This window comes from Pantoea sp. ABR1s, assembly GCF_057812235.1.
In genome coordinates, this window is the sequence record NZ_CM173823.1 from 849,144 (window position 1) to 865,383 (window position 16,240).

At 57.5% G+C, this 16,240-nt stretch carries 11 protein-coding genes; 9 read left to right on the forward strand and 2 right to left on the reverse strand.

Translation table 11 applies throughout. From position 1 onward, the window contains the following. Positions 1-7 precede the first annotated feature (7 nt). Positions 8-454 carry a flavodoxin gene (locus ACXKZD_RS04050; protein WP_010248594.1) on the forward strand — a complete coding sequence of 149 codons (447 nt, stop codon included), beginning with the start codon at positions 8-10 and terminating at the stop codon, positions 452-454. Positions 455-530: 76 nt separating this feature from the next. On the opposite strand, the gene garD is transcribed toward ACXKZD_RS04050, so the two are convergent. Continuing rightward, the gene (gene garD / locus ACXKZD_RS04055; protein WP_033769943.1) at positions 531-2,090 is read right to left on the reverse strand and encodes a galactarate dehydratase; all 1,560 of its coding nucleotides are present in this window, start codon (positions 2,088-2,090) and stop codon (positions 531-533) included. A gap of 574 nt (positions 2,091-2,664) precedes the next feature. Between garD and ACXKZD_RS04060 the strand changes: the two genes are divergently transcribed. The 6 genes from ACXKZD_RS04060 to ACXKZD_RS04085 all read left to right on the forward strand — a co-directional run bounded on the left by ACXKZD_RS04060 (position 2,665) and on the right by ACXKZD_RS04085 (position 9,646). Further along, the gene (locus ACXKZD_RS04060) at positions 2,665-4,026 is read left to right on the forward strand and encodes an MFS transporter (protein WP_010248591.1); all 1,362 of its coding nucleotides are present in this window, start codon (positions 2,665-2,667) and stop codon (positions 4,024-4,026) included. Further along, entirely contained in the window at positions 4,023-5,369 is a 1,347-nt protein-coding gene (locus tag ACXKZD_RS04065) for an enolase C-terminal domain-like protein (RefSeq protein WP_010248589.1), read from the forward strand. Before ACXKZD_RS04060 ends, ACXKZD_RS04065 begins: the two co-directional genes overlap by 4 nt. 10 nt (positions 5,370-5,379) lie before the next feature. After that, positions 5,380-6,711 carry a glucarate dehydratase gene (gudD, locus tag ACXKZD_RS04070; protein ID WP_010248587.1) on the forward strand — a complete coding sequence of 444 codons (1,332 nt, stop codon included), beginning with the start codon at positions 5,380-5,382 and terminating at the stop codon, positions 6,709-6,711. A gap of 45 nt (positions 6,712-6,756) precedes the next feature. Further along, positions 6,757-7,527: a 2-dehydro-3-deoxyglucarate aldolase gene (gene garL, locus ACXKZD_RS04075; protein ID WP_443485318.1), complete on the forward strand. Its 771-nt coding sequence runs from the start codon at positions 6,757-6,759 to the stop codon at positions 7,525-7,527. 19 nt (positions 7,528-7,546) lie between these two features. Beyond that, the gene (garR, locus tag ACXKZD_RS04080) at positions 7,547-8,431 is read left to right on the forward strand and encodes a 2-hydroxy-3-oxopropionate reductase (protein ID WP_010248583.1); all 885 of its coding nucleotides are present in this window, start codon (positions 7,547-7,549) and stop codon (positions 8,429-8,431) included. Positions 8,432-8,506: 75 nt separating this feature from the next. Next, positions 8,507-9,646, forward strand: coding sequence for a glycerate kinase (locus tag ACXKZD_RS04085; protein ID WP_031291930.1), 1,140 nt, complete (start codon positions 8,507-8,509; stop codon positions 9,644-9,646). Positions 9,647-9,700: 54 nt separating this feature from the next. Here ACXKZD_RS04085 and barA read toward each other — a convergent pair whose 3' ends face one another. Next, the gene (gene barA / locus ACXKZD_RS04090) at positions 9,701-12,430 is read right to left on the reverse strand and encodes a two-component sensor histidine kinase BarA (RefSeq protein WP_010248580.1); all 2,730 of its coding nucleotides are present in this window, start codon (positions 12,428-12,430) and stop codon (positions 9,701-9,703) included. Between the two features lie 94 nt (positions 12,431-12,524). Between barA and rlmD the strand changes: the two genes are divergently transcribed. After that, complete coding sequence (gene rlmD, locus ACXKZD_RS04095; protein ID WP_488981885.1) at positions 12,525-13,841, forward strand: 23S rRNA (uracil(1939)-C(5))-methyltransferase RlmD; 1,317 nt, start codon at positions 12,525-12,527, stop codon at positions 13,839-13,841. 29 nt (positions 13,842-13,870) lie between these two features. After that, positions 13,871-16,102 (forward strand): GTP diphosphokinase, encoded by a 2,232-nt coding sequence (relA, locus tag ACXKZD_RS04100; RefSeq protein ID WP_010248576.1) that lies wholly within the window; start codon positions 13,871-13,873, stop codon positions 16,100-16,102. The last annotated feature ends 138 nt before the right edge of the window (positions 16,103-16,240 follow it).

Consider the following 16,240-nt stretch of genomic DNA (forward strand, 5'->3'; position numbering starts at 1 on the left):
AAAGCAGATGGCAAAGATTGGCATTTTTGTAGGTACGGTATATGGCAATGCGCTACTGGTCGCGGAAGAAGCAGAGCCCATTCTGCAGCAGCAGGGGCACAGCGTAACGGTATTTGACGATCCGACGCTGGCTGACTGGCAAAACTATGCCAGCGACGTGGCGTTAATTGTCACTTCTACTACCGGGCATGGCGATTTTCCCGACACGATTTCAGGTCTGTTCCATGCGATTAAAGATCAGCTCGGTCATCAGCCCGCGCTGCGCTATGGCGTGATCGCGCTGGGTGACAGCAGCTATGACCATTTCTGTGGCGCGGGTAAAACCTTTGACGCGCTGCTGCAGGAGCAGGGCGCTCAGCGGGTTGGTGAGGTTTTACTGGTTGATGCCACTGAAAATCCGGAACCGGAGGCGGTTACCTCGCCGTGGGTTGAAGCCTGGGGCGCGCAGCTCTGATTGCAAGGCCAGGCTTATCTCTGCCTTAACAGAGATAAGCCTGTGTTGCGCACGGCGATGTCCGTTGAGTGCACTGTCAGGTGACAGGCGCCGGGTTAAACACCGCCAGCTGATTACGAATGCCCCAGCGATCGGACCAGGTCTGCTTCCTGCCACTGGCGATATCCAGAATCAATTCAAACAGTCGCCAGCCCACCTGCTCAATACTCTCTTCACCGGTAGCAATCGTCCCGGCATTGATGTCCATCAGATCGTGCCAGCGCTCTGCCAGCGCATTACGCGTCGCCATCTTGATCACCGGAATTGCGGCCAGACCGTAAGGCGTACCGCGACCAGTAGTAAACACCTGCAGGGTGATACCGGATGCCAGCTGCTGCGTACCGCAGACAAAATCGCTGGCGGGCGTGGCCGCGTAGATCAATCCGCGTCGCGTGGGCCGCTGGCCGGGCGAGAGCACTTCAACAATGGCGCTGCGTCCCGATTTTGCGATCGAGCCAAGCGCTTTTTCCACCACGTTCGCCAGCCCGCCTTTCTTATTGCCCGGCGACGGGTTAGCGCTGCGATCGGTCTGGCCCTGGTCGAGGTAATTATCATACCAGGCCATCTCCTCCAGTAAGCGCTTACCGACTTCCTGATTAATCACCCGCGGCGTCAGCAGGTGAATCGCATCACGCACTTCCGTGACTTCGGAGAACATCACGGTGGCACCGCAACGCACCAGCAGATCAGAGGCAAAGCCCACTGCAGGATTTGCCGTCACGCCCGAAAACGCATCGCTGCCACCACACTGCATGCCGACAATCAGTTCTGCTGCAGAGCAGGTTTCGCGCTGGCGCTGATTCAGCCGCTGGAGATGACGCTCCGCCACCTGCAGAATCTCATTGACCATCGCGCCAAAGCCCACCAGCTTTTCATCCTGCAGACGCACGATGTCATGGTCGTCCAGCGAAATCGCCTGCACGTCGGGGGTGCCAGTCAGCAGACGCTCTGGCTGTAACTTTTCACAGCCGAGGCTGACGATCATCACTTCGCCGCCGAAATTCGCATTCAGCGCCAGGTTATGAATGGTGCGAATCGGCACGACCGCCGCGGGTGCGTTGATCGCCACCCCACAGCCATAAAGGTGGTTCAGGGCAACCACACCATCCACGTTCGGATAGCGCGGCAGTAACTCCCGTTCAATGATCTGTACGACATGATCCACCACACCGGCCACGCAGTGGACGCTGGTGGTGATGCCGAGCAGGTTACGCGTGCCTACGCTGCCATCCGCATTGCGGTAACCTTCAAAGGTATAGCCCTCCAGCGGCGGCAAATCAGGCGGAACCTGGGTGGCTAGCGGCAGACTCTCCAGCGGAGGGGCTTCCGGCAGCGCGACCAGTGACTCGTCAATCCAGCTGCCCTGGGCAATATCCCGCAATGCATAGCCAATGACTTCGCCATAACGCACGATCTCTGCACCCTGATTAATCGCGCTCAGCGCCACTTTGTGGCCCTGCGGCACATGCTCTGTGAGGGTCAGACCATCCGCAAACTGCGTACCGGCTGGCAGACCGAGGCTGTTAACCACAATCGCCACATTGTCGTGCTCATGGACTTTGATATAGAGCGGTTGTTCATCTGTTTTTGGGTTCATCGCTCACCTTCCTGTCTGTCGTACCGTACTTGTGCGGCACGTTGTAATGATCTGACCTGTCACGCCCTTGTTTGCCAGCTTCAGTATAGGGAGGCGGGGCGGGTCGCGCATTGTGCAAATGACCACCATTAAGGCAATTCACCTCGCTGTTTTGGGTCGATTATCCAAAAGCAAGTGAAGACCCTCACAAACAGCGGGGCAAAGCGTTATCCGGGGCGGATTTTGCACGGGTATTTGCCACTTTCGTGAGCTATACCGCAGGCTTTTGTGCATTCGCCAGACAATCACTTCAATAAGGCGATTATTCCAGGGCGATGCGCCAATGTGATCGCCACAGGCTGTTCTTATACTGAGTTCCGTTAGCCAAAGTCAGGTTATCTGTCACGACGTATTATTCATCCGAAAGAGGTTGCCTGGAGTTATTAACCGCCGCGGCTGCCAGACACCGGATGGATAAATAAAGTTTGCCAAAACAAAAAGATCGCCGTGTTTAACCCAACTTCTCTCTGATACCCAACGCGATGTGTATGCAGTCAGAGCGAATGTAGCTCACGCTATATTTCAGGAGTGCATCATGAATAGTTTCAGCCAGACCGCGGAAACGGTGCAGAAACGCACCAATGCCCGTTACTGGATTGTGGTGATGTTATTTATCGTCACCTCATTCAACTACGGTGACCGCGCAACGATTTCGATTGCCGGTTCGGCGATGTCAAAAGATATTGGCCTCGATTCGGTCGGACTCGGCTATATCTTCTCAGCCTTCTCATGGGCGTATGTTATTGGTCAGATTCCGGGCGGCTGGCTGCTTGACCGCTTCGGCTCAAAACGCGTCTATTTCTGGAGCATATTTACCTGGTCGCTCTTTACCTTTTTGCAAGGGTTCGTCGATCTGTTCAGCGGCTTCGGCATTATCATGTCGCTGTTTATTCTGCGCTTCCTGGTGGGACTGGCCGAAGCGCCCTCTTTCCCTGGCAACAGCCGCATTGTCGCGGCATGGTTTCCGGCGCAGGAGCGCGGCACGGCCGTGGCGATCTTCAACTCGGCCCAATACTTCGCCACCGTCATCTTCGCGCCCATCATGGGCTGGCTGGTCTCTTCCGTGGGCTGGGCGCACGTGTTCTGGTTCATGGGCGGCCTGGGCATCATCCTCAGTTTCATCTGGCTGAAAGTGATCCACGATCCCACCGATCACCCTGGCGTGAATAAAGCCGAACTGGAGTACATGGAGCAGGGCGGTGCGCTGATCAACATGGATGTCAAAAAGGATAGCCGCAAAGTGAGCTGGAGCGAGAAGTGGTTCCAGATCAAACAGCTGCTGACGTCACGCATGATGCTGGGTATCTACCTCGGTCAGTACTGCGTTAACGCCTTAACCTACTTTTTTATCACCTGGTTCCCGGTCTATCTGGTACAGGCGCGCGGCATGTCGATTCTCAAAGCGGGCTTTATTGCCTCGATTCCGGCGGTGTGCGGCTTCCTCGGCGGCGTACTGGGCGGGGTGATCTCCGACTGGCTGATGCGTAAAACCGGCTCGCTGAATATCGCGCGTAAAACGCCGATCGTGCTCGGCATGCTGCTCTCTATTTCGATGGTGATGTGTAACTACACCGATACCGAATGGGTGGTGGTGTTCTTCATGGCACTGGCGTTCTTTGGTAAAGGCATCGGTGCGCTGGGCTGGGCGGTGATGGCAGATACCGCACCGAAAGAGATCAGTGGCCTGAGCGGCGGTCTGTTCAACATGTTCGGTAACTTCTCTGGCATCGTGACGCCTATCGCCATCGGTTACATCATCGCCACCAGCGGCTCCTTTGAAGGCGCGCTGATCTATGTCGGTATTCATGCCTTTGTCGCCGCATTCAGCTTCCTGGTGATCGCGGGCGATATCAAACGTGTCGAACTGAAAACCTGGCCCGGTAAGGATGCATTATGAATACGCAAAGTTCGCCGGTGATTACTGAGATGCAGGTTATCCCGGTCGCCGGCTATGACAGCATGCTGCTCAATATTGGCGGTGCGCACAACGCCTGTTTTACCCGCAATATTGTGGTTCTCACCGACAGCGCCGGTCACACCGGCGTCGGTGAAGCCCCCGGCGGCGACACCATCTATCAGACGCTGGTAGAAGCGATTCCGCAGGTGAAAGGCCAGCAGATTGCGCGAATGAACCGTCTGGTGCAGCAGGTGCACAAAGGCAATCAGTCGGCTGACTTCACCACCTTCGGCAACGGTGCCTGGACTTTTGAGTTGCGGGTCAACGCGGTAGCGGCGCTGGAAGCGGCGCTGCTCGATCTGCTGGGACAGTGTCTGGGCGTACCGGTGGCTGAACTGCTGGGGCCAGGTAAACAGCGTGATGAAGTGACGGTGCTGGGCTATCTGTTCTATCTCGGTGACCGCCGCAAGACCGATCTGCCCTATCTGAGTGGTGAGCAGGCCAGCCACGACTGGTATCACCTGCGTCATCAGGAAGCGCTGACCAGCGATGCCGTGGTTCGGCTGGCTGAGGCGGCTGCGGATAAATATGGCTTCAAAGATTTTAAGCTCAAAGGCGGCGTGTTGCCGGGCGAGCAGGAGATTGCCACCGCGGCGGCGCTGAAGCAGCGCTTTCCCGACGCCCGCATTACGGTCGACCCGAATGGCGCCTGGCTGCTGGACGAGGCGATAGCGCTGTGTAAAGGGATGCAGGATGTGCTGAGCTACGCCGAAGATCCGTGCGGCGCGGAGCAGGGCTATTCGGGACGTGAAGTGATGGCCGAGTTCCGGCGCGCAACCGGCTTACCGGTGGCCACCAATATGATCGCCACCAACTGGCGCGAGATGAATCACGCGGTGATGCTCAATGCGGTCGATATTCCGCTGGCGGATCCTCACTTCTGGACGCTGAGCGGTGCCGTGCGGGTCGCGCAGCTCTGCGATGAGTGGGGCCTCACCTGGGGCTGCCACTCCAATAACCACTTCGATATTTCGCTGGCGATGTTCACCCATGTGGGTGCAGCGGCGCCAGGCAATCCTACCGCGATTGATACCCACTGGATCTGGCAGGAGGGCGATCAGCGCCTGACGAAAAATCCGCTGCAAATCCGCAACGGGAAAATTGCCGTACCGGATGCGCCGGGTCTGGGCATTGAGCTCGACTGGGAGCAGGTAAACAAAGCCAATCAGCTTTATCAGTCACTGCCCGCCGGTGCGCGTAACGACGCTACGGCGATGCAATATCTGGTCCCCGGCTGGACATTTGATCGCAAACGCCCGGCATTTGGCCGTGCAACAGCATAAGGAGCAGGAGATGAGTTCAACACCGAAAGTCACCGCCATGCAGGTTATTCCGGTCGCAGGCTACGACAGCATGCTGCTGAACCTCAGCGGCGCTCACTCGCCATTCTTTACCCGCAACATTGTGATTATCAAAGATAACGCCGGACACACCGGCGTCGGCGAAATCCCGGGCGGCGAAAAAATCCGCCAGACGCTGGAAGATGCGGCGTCGCTGGTGATTGGCAAAACCGTGGGCGAATACAAAAACATTCTCAGCCTGGTGCGCAGCACCTTCGCCGACCGCGATGCCAGCGGGCGCGGCACCCAGACCTTCGATCTGCGCACCACTATTCATGTGGTGACGGGCATTGAAGCGGCGCTGCTCGACCTGCTGGGTCAGCATCTGGAGGTTAATGTGGCCTCGCTGCTGGGCGACGGACAGCAGCGCGACCGCGTTGAGATGCTCGGCTACCTCTTCTACATCGGCGACCGCCGCAAAACGTCCCTCTCTTACCAGAGCCAGGAGAGCGATCCCTGCGACTGGTATCGCCTGCGCCACGAAGAAGCACTAACCCCGGAGACGGTGGTGCGGCTGGCGGAAGCGGCGTATGAGAAATATGGTTTCAACGATTTCAAACTCAAAGGCGGCGTACTGCGCGGCGGCGAAGAGGCCGAAGCGGTTACTGCGCTGGCTAAGCGTTTTCCTGAAGCCCGTATCACCCTTGATCCCAACGGGGCCTGGTCGCTCAACGAGGCGATCATGCTCGGCAAACAGCTCAAAGATGTGCTCGCCTACGCAGAAGATCCCTGTGGCGCAGAGCAGGGCTACTCCGGCCGTGAAGTGATGGCGGAGTTCCGCCGCGCCACCGGCATGCCAACCGCCACCAATATGATCGCCACCGACTGGCGTCAGATGGGCCATACCCTGTCGCTGCAGTCGGTGGACATTCCGCTGGCGGATCCGCACTTCTGGACCATGCAGGGTTCGGTGCGGGTAGCACAGATGTGTCACGACTTCGGCCTGACATGGGGCTCGCACTCCAATAACCACTTCGACATTTCGCTGGCGATGTTCACCCACGTCGCCGCTGCCGCGCCGGGCGCGATCACCGCCATTGATACCCACTGGATCTGGCAGGAGGGCAATCAGCGCCTGACCAAAGAGCCATTCCAGATCAAAGGCGGCATGGTGCAGGTACCGCAGAAGCCCGGTCTCGGCGTCGAGCTGGATATGGATCAGGTGATGCAGGCCAACGCGCTCTATCAGAAGCAGGGGCTGGGCGCGCGTGACGATGCCGAAGCGATGCAATTTTTAGTGCCGGGATGGACCTACGACAACAAACGTCCCTGCCTGGTACGTTAACCTTTTCGGCTCCCCACGGGGAGCCATCGTCACAGGAGTTTAACCATGAGTAATGCAGCCTGGCCAAATGGATTTCGTCGTCGTTTATTAGCGGGTGAAACCCTGATCGGCAGCTGGTGTGCGCTTGCCAGCCCGATCTCTACCGAGATTTTAGGGCTGGCCGGTTTTGACTGGCTGGTCCTGGATGGCGAACACGCGCCCAACGATATCACCACGTTTGTGCCGCAGCTGATGGCGCTTAAAGGCAGCCACAGTGCGCCCGTGGTGCGTCCGCCCTGCAACGAGCCGGTGATTATTAAGCGTCTGCTGGATATCGGGTTTAACAACTTCCTGGTGCCATTTGTCGAAACCGAAGAGGAAGCAGTGCGTGCCGTCGCCTCAACCCGCTATCCGCCAGCCGGCATTCGCGGTGTCTCGGTTTCGCACCGCAGCAACATGTACGGCACCCTGCCGGATTACAACAACACCATCAATGACAACATCACGGTGCTGGTGCAGATCGAAACCCAGCAGGCGGTCGACAACATTGACGCCATCGCGGCGGTGGACGGTGTTGACGGTATTTTTGTCGGGCCGGGCGATCTCTCTGCTGCGCTGGGCTATCTCGGTCAGCCTGCGCATCCTGAAGTGCTGAAAGTGATTAAACACATTTTTGAACGCGCCAAAGCCGCCGGTAAGCCGAGCGGCATTCTGGCACCGGTGGAAGCGGACGCGCGTCGTTATCTGGAGTGGGGCGCCACTTTTGTCGCCGTCGGCAGCGATGTCGGTATGTTCCGCAACGCCTCTCAGGCGTTATGCGACAAATTTAAGCGCTAATCAATCAAGGGGAAACGCAATGAAAATTGGATTTATCGGCCTGGGTATTATGGGCAAACCAATGAGTAAAAATCTGGTGAAAGCCGGTTATTCGCTGGTGGTGCGCGATCATAACGCTGACAACGAAGCGGAACTGACTGAACTGGGCGCGACCGTGGCGAAATCGCCAAAAGAGGTGGCTGAGCAGTGCGATGTGGTGATTACCATGGTGCCCAACTCGCCGCAGGTCATCGAAGTCTGCCTGGGTAAAAATGGCATTATCGAAGGGGCGAAGCCAGGCCTGGTGGTCATCGACATGAGCTCCATTGCGCCGCTGGCGAGCCGTGAAGTCCACGATGCGCTGGCAGAAAAAGGGATCAAAATGCTGGATGCGCCGGTCAGTGGCGGTGAACCTAAAGCGATTGAAGGCACGCTCTCTGTGATGGTCGGCGGTGATAAAGCGGTGTTCGATACCTGCTACGACATCATGAAATCGATGGCGGGATCGGTGGTGCATACCGGCGACATCGGTGCGGGTAACGTGACTAAGCTGGCCAACCAGGTGATTGTGGCGCTGAATATTGCGGCGATGTCCGAGGCGTTATCACTGGCGACCAAAGCGGGTGTGAATCCGGATCTGGTCTATCAGGCGATTCGTGGCGGCCTGGCCGGCAGTACGGTACTGGATGCCAAAGCGCCCATGGTGATGGATCGCAACTTCAAACCCGGCTTCCGCATTGACCTGCATATCAAAGATCTGGCGAACGCGCTGGATACCTCGCACAGCATCGGCGCGCATCTGCCGCTAACGGCGGCGGTGATGGAGATGATGCAGGCGCTGCGTAACGACGGACAGGGTAGCGCCGACCACAGCGCGCTGGCCTGCTATTATGAGAAGTTAGCGAAGGTTGAAATCGCCCGCTAAAACCCGGTGTCGGTCTCTGCGGAAACCGGACTGGTTCAGAGCCGTTTCAATTACTCAACTGCGCTCGGATTGCCTATGAAAATCGTAATCGCACCGGATTCATATAAAGAGAGTTTATCCGCCCTGGATGTGGCATCGGCGATTGAAGCGGGTTTCCGTGACATCTTTCCCGATGCGCATTACGTGAAAATACCGGTCGCCGACGGCGGTGAAGGAACGGTAGAAGCGATGGTGGCGGCGACGAAGGGAAAAATCGTCAGGCTGAAGGTGACGGGGCCGCTGGGAACAGAGGTTGACGCCTTCTATGGCCTGTCCGGCGATGAGTCCACCGCCTATATCGAAATGGCAGCGGCCAGTGGACTGGAGCGGGTGCCTGCATCGCAGCGTGACCCGCTGATAACGACCTCATTTGGCACCGGCGAGTTGATCAGACATGCGCTGGATAAGGGGGTCGGCCACATCATCATTGGTATCGGCGGCAGCGCCACCAATGATGGCGGAGCCGGCATGATGCAGGCGCTGGGCGCCCGGCTGCTGGACGACCAGGGCTGCGAGATCGGTCACGGTGGCGGTGCACTCGCCGATCTTGCCAGCATCGATATTGACGCGCTGGACGCCCGCATTCATCAGTGCCGCATTGAAGTGGCCTGTGACGTCACCAATCCGCTGACGGGCAAAGAGGGTGCATCGGCCATTTTCGGCCCGCAGAAAGGGGCGACACCGGCGCTGGTGCAGCAGCTCGATCAGGCGCTGGCCCATTACGCCGCGATTATTCACCGCGATCTCGATATTGATGTGCTGCATATTCCGGGCGGCGGCGCAGCGGGCGGTATGGGGGCGGCGCTGCACGCCTTCTGTCAGGCGGAGCTGCGACGCGGCATTGAGATTGTTACTGAAGCGCTGGGGCTGGCTGAAGAGGTAAAAGATGCTGACCTGGTAATTACCGGTGAAGGGCGTATCGACAGCCAGAGTATTAATGGCAAGGTGCCGATCGGCGTCGCCAGCGTGGCAAAGCGCTTTAATAAGCCGGTGATTGGCATCGCCGGAAGCCTGACGGCCGATGTCGGCGTGGTGCATCAGCACGGGATCGATGCGGTATTCAGCGTGCTCTACAGCATCTGTACGCTGGATGAGGCACTCGCCAGCGCCGGAAAGAATGTTGAGATGACGGCGCGTAATGTGGCAGCCACGTTAAAGCTGGCCGGGTTTAACTAACCACCAGCATTACCCGGCCACTCCACATCGGCCGGGTTTAACTAACCAATAGCCTTATCCAATCCCTAACAGCTGGCGGGCTTCTCGGGCGACGTTCTCCATCTCATCCTGCAGCTCCAGCAGTTCCGGCTCCAGCGCAGCGATATCGCTGGCCTCCAGCAGCTCTCTTTCCAGCTGATGGCAGAGTTGCTTCATGCGCGGCACGCCGCTGTAGCTGGCACTGCCGTGCAGCTTGTGAATAATCTCACGCAGGGCGTTGACCTCATTGGTCGACATAAACTGCGCCATCTTCGCATGCACTTCCGGTAAAAATTCCAGCAGCATTCGCAGCAGATCGCGTGCCAGATCGGCTTTGTTCGCCGCCTGTCGCAGCGCCAGTTGCCAGTCTAGCGTGGGTAATATTGGCAGCAGTTCCGGCACGGTGACCACCGGTGGTGGCGTATAGCGCGCCAGCAACTGTCTTAACTTGCTCTCATCAATCGGTTTGGCAAGATAGTCATTCATGCCCGCCTTGATCAATTGTTCACGCTCGCCATCAATCGCATGGGCGGTGACCGCCACAATCGGTGTACTGGCATGATGCGGCATGCTGCGGATAATTTCGCTGGCGCGAATGCCATCGATGTCTGGCATCTGAATATCCATCAGAATCACATCCAGCGACTGCTGACGTGCTTCGCGGATGGCGTGTTCGGCGCTGCTGCACAGCAGGATGTTCTGCACCTGCTCCTCCAGCAGCGCGCCAATCAGCTTGAGGTTGGCGGGATTATCATCCACCGCCATCACCGTCAGCGGCAGCCGGGGTGAAAGCGGCAGTTCACTGATCTGACGGGTATGCAGATCCAGTAACATCGGCAGGAGTCGCGTCAGGGAGATAGGTTTAGCGATGCAACCGTCGATGCCGCGTACCTTCAGCTCATCTGCCAGCAACATCATCGGGCTGGGGAGCGCCATCAGCACGTTGTCGGCCCGATCCAGCAGCGCATTAATCATGCGTTCATTGAGCAGCTCAGGCTGGCTGATGTCGACCGGCATCGCCATCAGCAGCAGCGGATAGTGAGACGCTTTTAATCCCTCCAGCGTTTCGCTGTAATCGATCTGCAATGGTGTGGCGCTTAACATCTCCAGTGCTGCGCTGGCAACGTTAGCATCCGCTTCAACATAGGCAATGCGCGCATGTGACAGCGCATCCAGCACGCGTGGCATGCCGGGCGCATTGGGATTGAGATCCAGCTGCACGCGAATCACAAAGGTGGAGCCCTTGTCCGGCTGGCTGCTGAAGGTGATTTCGCCGCCCATCTCCCGCACCAGTTTCTGGGTGATCACCAGCCCCAGCCCGGTGCCGCCATGACGGCGCGAAATGCTGGCGTCAGCCTGACGGAACGCCTGGAAAAGCTGTGTCTGTTGCTGCTCAGAGATGCCGATGCCGCTATCTTCAACCTGAATCTCCAGCTCGACGCGCGACTGCGTAATCACCCGCTGTCCGACACGCAGGCCGATATACCCTTTCTCGGTAAACTTGATGGCGTTACCGATCAGGTTAATCAGAATCTGTTGCAGGCGCAGCGCATCGCCAATCACGTTGTCCGGCACGCTGCTGTCACACACCACCGTCAGCTCCAGCCCTTTGTCATGCGCCGACGGGGCCAGCAGCACCAGCGTTTCATCCAGTGTGGCACGCAGCGGGAAGGGGATCGCCTCCAGCATCAGTTTGCCCGCTTCCAGCTTCGAGAAATCGAGCACGTCATTGATAATACTGAGCAGGTTATTGGCTGAACGTTCAATGGTCTGCATATAGTCGCGCTGGGTGGTGCGCAGCTGGGTTTTCAGCATCTGCCGGGTAAAGCCCAGCACGCCATTAAGCGGCGTCCGCAGCTCATGCGACATATTGGCCAGAAACTCAGATTTGATACGCGCCGCTTCCTGGGCGCGTTTCTTCGCCAGATCCAGCTCAACGTTCTGAATCTCCAGCTGTTCCAGCGTCTCTCGCAGATCGTAGGTCGCCTGATCGATATTGTGCTGCATCTCTTCGTGATAGGCGGTCAGCGACATCGCCATCGCATTAATCCCGTTTTTCAGAATGCTGAGCTCACCCAGCATGTATCCCTCAACGCGGCTGTCGAGCTGGCCGCGACGGATGCGGTCAACGGTGGTGACCATATTGCGGATCGGGCCGGTGACATCGCGCATCAGACGATAGGCAAACAGCATGGCCAGGCAGAGGCAGAAGAGCAGCATCAGCGTGGCGACAAACACCTCTTTGTACTGCTGCAGGCGCACCGACTGCAGATCCAGCTCTATCGCCACGTAGCCCAGCGGATTGCCCGACGGCTTGGCATCTTCGTCAGGCAATTCATCCACATCGTAACGCTCGGTGGTGATCGGTGTGCGCAGAATCAATACGTTGCCGTGACGCTCCATTGAGACATCGTCGGGCAGGGCGCGGATATCATCCTGTTGCAGCAGGCTGAGGTTCTGCTTGTGATTGGAGGTGACGTAGAGCTGGTTGTGATTATCAAACACCGAGATCGCCCGGACGATGCCCGAATGGCGGCGGTGCAGCAGGCTGACCAGTTCACGCATGGCGTCACGATTGTGCCAGGTCATGCTGTATTCGCTGGAGATCGCCAGCGGTTCAATGATATTGGCTCCGGCATCGATAACCTGGCGCTGCAGTTCATTGTAGCGGTGCACCACAAAAAATGAGCTGAGCAGCAGGCCAACCATCAGCGTGGGTGCCAGAATTAAAATCATCATTCGCGCCCGCAGGCTGTATTTGGTCATAATAGTCGCCTGGCTACTCCGGCATTAACGTCCCTGTGCATGCTGTCGACAAAAACAATGCAGGTCGTTTTCGATAAAGAGAATTAATAACACTATGGCGCAATTTTACGTTGCAAAACAGCGCGTGACGACGCAACAACGGATCACCGTCACCATTGAGGCGCTTGATCCGTTCGGACAAGGGGTGGCGCGTCACAAGGGCAAAACCCTTTTTGTCGCCGGTGCCCTGCCTGGGGAACAGGCGGAGGTCATGCTGACAGAGGATAAACGTCAATTTGCCCGGGCGAAAGTGACACGACTGATTAGCCGCAGTCCGGCGCGCGTCACGCCGCGCTGCCCACATTATGAACGCTGCGGCGGCTGCCAGCAGCAGCATGCCGATGTGGCGCTGCAACAGCAGAGCAAAGCCCAGGCGCTGAGCCGGATGCTGCGCCTGGCCGCCGCACAAGACGTGGCGGTGGATGAGGTGATCGCCGGTCAGCCCTGGGGCTATCGTCGCCGTGCCCGTCTGGGGCTGCAATGGCAGAATAAGGCGCAGCGGTTGCAGATGGGATTCCGTCAGGAAGCCAGCAACGATCTGGTCGATATTCAGCAATGCCCCATTTTAGTGCCCGAACTTGAGGCTTTACTGGTTCCACTGCATCAGTGTCTCAGTGACTTACGCGCCGTCAGGCGTCTCGGGCATGTGGAGCTGGTGCTGGCAGATAACGGGCCGCTGATGATTCTGCGCCATCTTGATGCGCTGCATGCGGATGACCGTGAAAAACTGGAACAGTTTTCGCATAAGCATCAGCTGATGCTGTTCCTGGATGCGGGCGAGGAAGAGTTGAGTGCGTTAAATGAGTCGACGCCGTTTTATCAATCTCACCAGCTTAAGCTAACCTTCAGCCCACAGGATTTTATTCAGGTTAATAATGGTGTTAATCAGCAGATGGTCGCGAAGGCAATTGCCTGGCTCGATCTGCAGCCGGAAGACCGGGTGCTGGATCTGTTTTGCGGCATGGGAAACTTCACACTTCCTATAGGAATCTTCGTACATAATGTGGTTGGTGTGGAGGGGATTGCAGCATTAGTGCGGCAGGCAGCGTATAATGCTGATTTGAATAATCTTAAAAATGTCAGTTTCTTTCAGCATAATCTGGAAGAAGAAGTGTCGCGCCAGCCGTGGGCGGCACAGGGATTTAACAAGGTATTACTCGATCCGGCACGCGCCGGGGCTGCGGGCGTAATGGCGCATGTGGTTAAACTTGCACCAGATCGCGTGGTCTATGTTTCGTGTAATCCCACCACACTCGCCCGCGACAGCCAGACATTGCTGTCGGCAGGCTACCAATTGGAAAGGGTCGCGATGCTGGATATGTTCCCACATACCCGTCATCTCGAATCCATGGTGCTGTTCAGAAAAACATAAGCGATGTATGTCGTTGTGCAGGAGAGGTTATGGTTGCGGTCAGAAGTGCGCATTTAAATACTGAGGGGGATTTCGCCCTCGACCAGTGGATCGCCAGTCTCGGTATTGCCAACCCGCAATCATGTCAACGTGTGGCCGAGACGTGGCGCTACTGTGAAGCGCAGACGCAGGGCCATCCTGATCAGTCGCTGCTGCTGTGGCGCGGTATTGAGATGGTTGAAATCCTCTCAATGCTCAGCATGGATATCGAAAGCCTGTGTGCGGCGCTGATTTTCCCGCTGGCTAACGATGAAGTGGTGAGTGAAGAGGAGCTGGAAACCGCCGTCGGCAAAGGCATTGTTTCGCTGGTACACGGCGTGCGCGATATGGACGCCATCCGCCAGCTGAAAGCGATCCACAACGACTCCATGGCCTCTGAACAGGTGGATAACGTCCGCCGCATGCTGCTGGCGATGGTGGAAGATTTTCGCTGCGTAGTGCTGAAGCTGGCTGAACGCATCATGAACCTGCGCGAAATGAAAGATGCGCCGGAAGATGAGCGGGTACTGGCCGCCAAAGAGAGCACCAATATCTATGCGCCACTGGCCAACCGTCTCGGTATTGGTCAGCTCAAATGGGAGCTGGAAGATTACTGCTTCCGCTACCTGCATCCCGACGAATATAAGCGCATCGCCAAATTACTGCATGAGCGGCGTATTGACCGTGAGCAGTACATCGAAAACTTCGTCAGCAATCTGCGCAAAGAGATGGTCAAAGAGGGCGTGCGCGCCGAAGTCTATGGCCGTCCGAAACATATCTACAGCATCTGGCGCAAGATGCAGAAAAAATCGCTGGCCTTTGATGAGCTGTTTGACGTGCGGGCGGTGCGCATCGTCGCCGATCGCCTGCAGGATTGCTACGGTGCGCTGGGTACGGTGCATACGCTCTATCGCCATCTGCCCAGCGAGTTTGATGACTACGTCGCTAACCCCAAACCCAACGGCTACCAGTCGATTCATACGGTGGTGTTAGGGCCGCAGGGCAAAACGGTGGAAATCCAGATCCGTACCCGCCAGATGCATGAAGATGCCGAGCTGGGCGTGGCGGCGCACTGGAAATATAAAGAGGGGCCAACTTCCAGCAGCGCGCGTGGCGCGGCCGGTCATGAAGAGCGGATCGCCTGGCTGCGTAAGCTCATCAGCTGGCAGGAAGAGATGGCGGACTCCGGCGAACTGCTGGAAGAGGTCCGCAGCCAGGTGTTCGATGACCGGGTCTACGTCTTTACCCCGAAAGGCGACGTGGTGGATCTGCCCGCTGGATCGACGCCGCTCGACTTTGCCTATCATATTCACAGCGACATCGGTCACCGCTGCATCGGCGCGAAAATCGGTGGCCGCATCGTGCCGTTCACCTACCAGCTGCAGATGGGCGATCAGGTTGAAGTGATCACCCAGAAGCAGCCGAACCCGAGCCGCGACTGGCTCAATCCGAATCTGGGCTACATCACCACCAACCGTGGACGCTCGAAGATCCACAACTGGTTCCGCAAGCAGGATCGCGACAAGAATATTATCGCGGGACGGCAGATTCTGGATAACGAACTGAATCAGCTGGATATCAGCCTGCGCGAAGCCGAAAAACTGCTGCTGCCGCGCTATAACGTCACCTCGCTTGAAGAGCTGCTGGCGGCGATTGGCGGCGGCGATATCCGTCTTAACCAGATGGTTAACTTCCTGCAGGCGAAGCTGAACAAGCCGAGCGCCGAAGAGGAAGATCGCGAAGCGCTGCGCCAGCTGACCCAGAAATCGTACACTCCCTCTTCACGCAAAGAGAGCGGACGCGTCGTCGTGGAAGGCGTGGGCAACCTGATGCACCACATTGCCCGCTGCTGCCAGCCGATTCCGGGGGATGATATTGTCGGCTTCATCACCCAGGGGCGCGGCATCTCTATTCACCGCGCCGACTGCGACCAGCTGGCTGAACTCATTTCGCATGCGCCGGAACGTATCGTCGATGCGGTGTGGGGCGAAAGCTACTCCAGCGGCTATTCGCTGGTGGTGCGCGTGACCGCCAACGATCGCAGCGGCTTACTGCGTGACATCACCACCATTCTCGCCAACGAGAAAGTGAATGTCCTGGGCGTCTCAAGCCGCAGCGACACCAAAAAACAGCTGGCGACCATCGACATGGATATCGAGATCTACAACCATCAGGTACTGGGACGTGTCCTGGCGCGTCTGAACCAGGTCTCTGATATCATTGACGCCCGTCGCCTGCACTGATATTCAGGCAGGCACTGAGGCAACCGGCAGCTGGAGGTTGCGCAGGCGTTTTCTGCACCACCAGACACGGCCGGACGCGGTGAATAGCGTCCTGCCGTGTTGTACGCTTTGCCTCTTCGCCCGTTGCCTGTCATCTCA

Bases quoted from the DNA above. Each gene is read 5' to 3' on its own strand.
- garL (WP_443485318.1), top strand. From the start codon at position 6,757: ATGAGTAATGCAGCCTGGCCAAATGGATTTCGTCGTCGTTTATTAGCG.
- gudD (WP_010248587.1), top strand. From the start codon at position 5,380: ATGAGTTCAACACCGAAAGTCACCGCCATGCAGGTTATTCCGGTCGCA.
- garD (WP_033769943.1), bottom strand. From the start codon at position 2,090: ATGAACCCAAAAACAGATGAACAACCGCTCTATATCAAAGTCCATGAG.
- barA (WP_010248580.1), bottom strand. From the start codon at position 12,430: ATGACCAAATACAGCCTGCGGGCGCGAATGATGATTTTAATTCTGGCA.
- ACXKZD_RS04060 (WP_010248591.1), top strand. From the start codon at position 2,665: ATGAATAGTTTCAGCCAGACCGCGGAAACGGTGCAGAAACGCACCAAT.
- rlmD (WP_488981885.1), top strand. From the start codon at position 12,525: ATGGCGCAATTTTACGTTGCAAAACAGCGCGTGACGACGCAACAACGG.
- ACXKZD_RS04050 (WP_010248594.1), top strand. From the start codon at position 8: ATGGCAAAGATTGGCATTTTTGTAGGTACGGTATATGGCAATGCGCTA.
- garR (WP_010248583.1), top strand. From the start codon at position 7,547: ATGAAAATTGGATTTATCGGCCTGGGTATTATGGGCAAACCAATGAGT.
- relA (WP_010248576.1), top strand. From the start codon at position 13,871: ATGGTTGCGGTCAGAAGTGCGCATTTAAATACTGAGGGGGATTTCGCC.
- ACXKZD_RS04085 (WP_031291930.1), top strand. From the start codon at position 8,507: ATGAAAATCGTAATCGCACCGGATTCATATAAAGAGAGTTTATCCGCC.
- ACXKZD_RS04065 (WP_010248589.1), top strand. From the start codon at position 4,023: ATGAATACGCAAAGTTCGCCGGTGATTACTGAGATGCAGGTTATCCCG.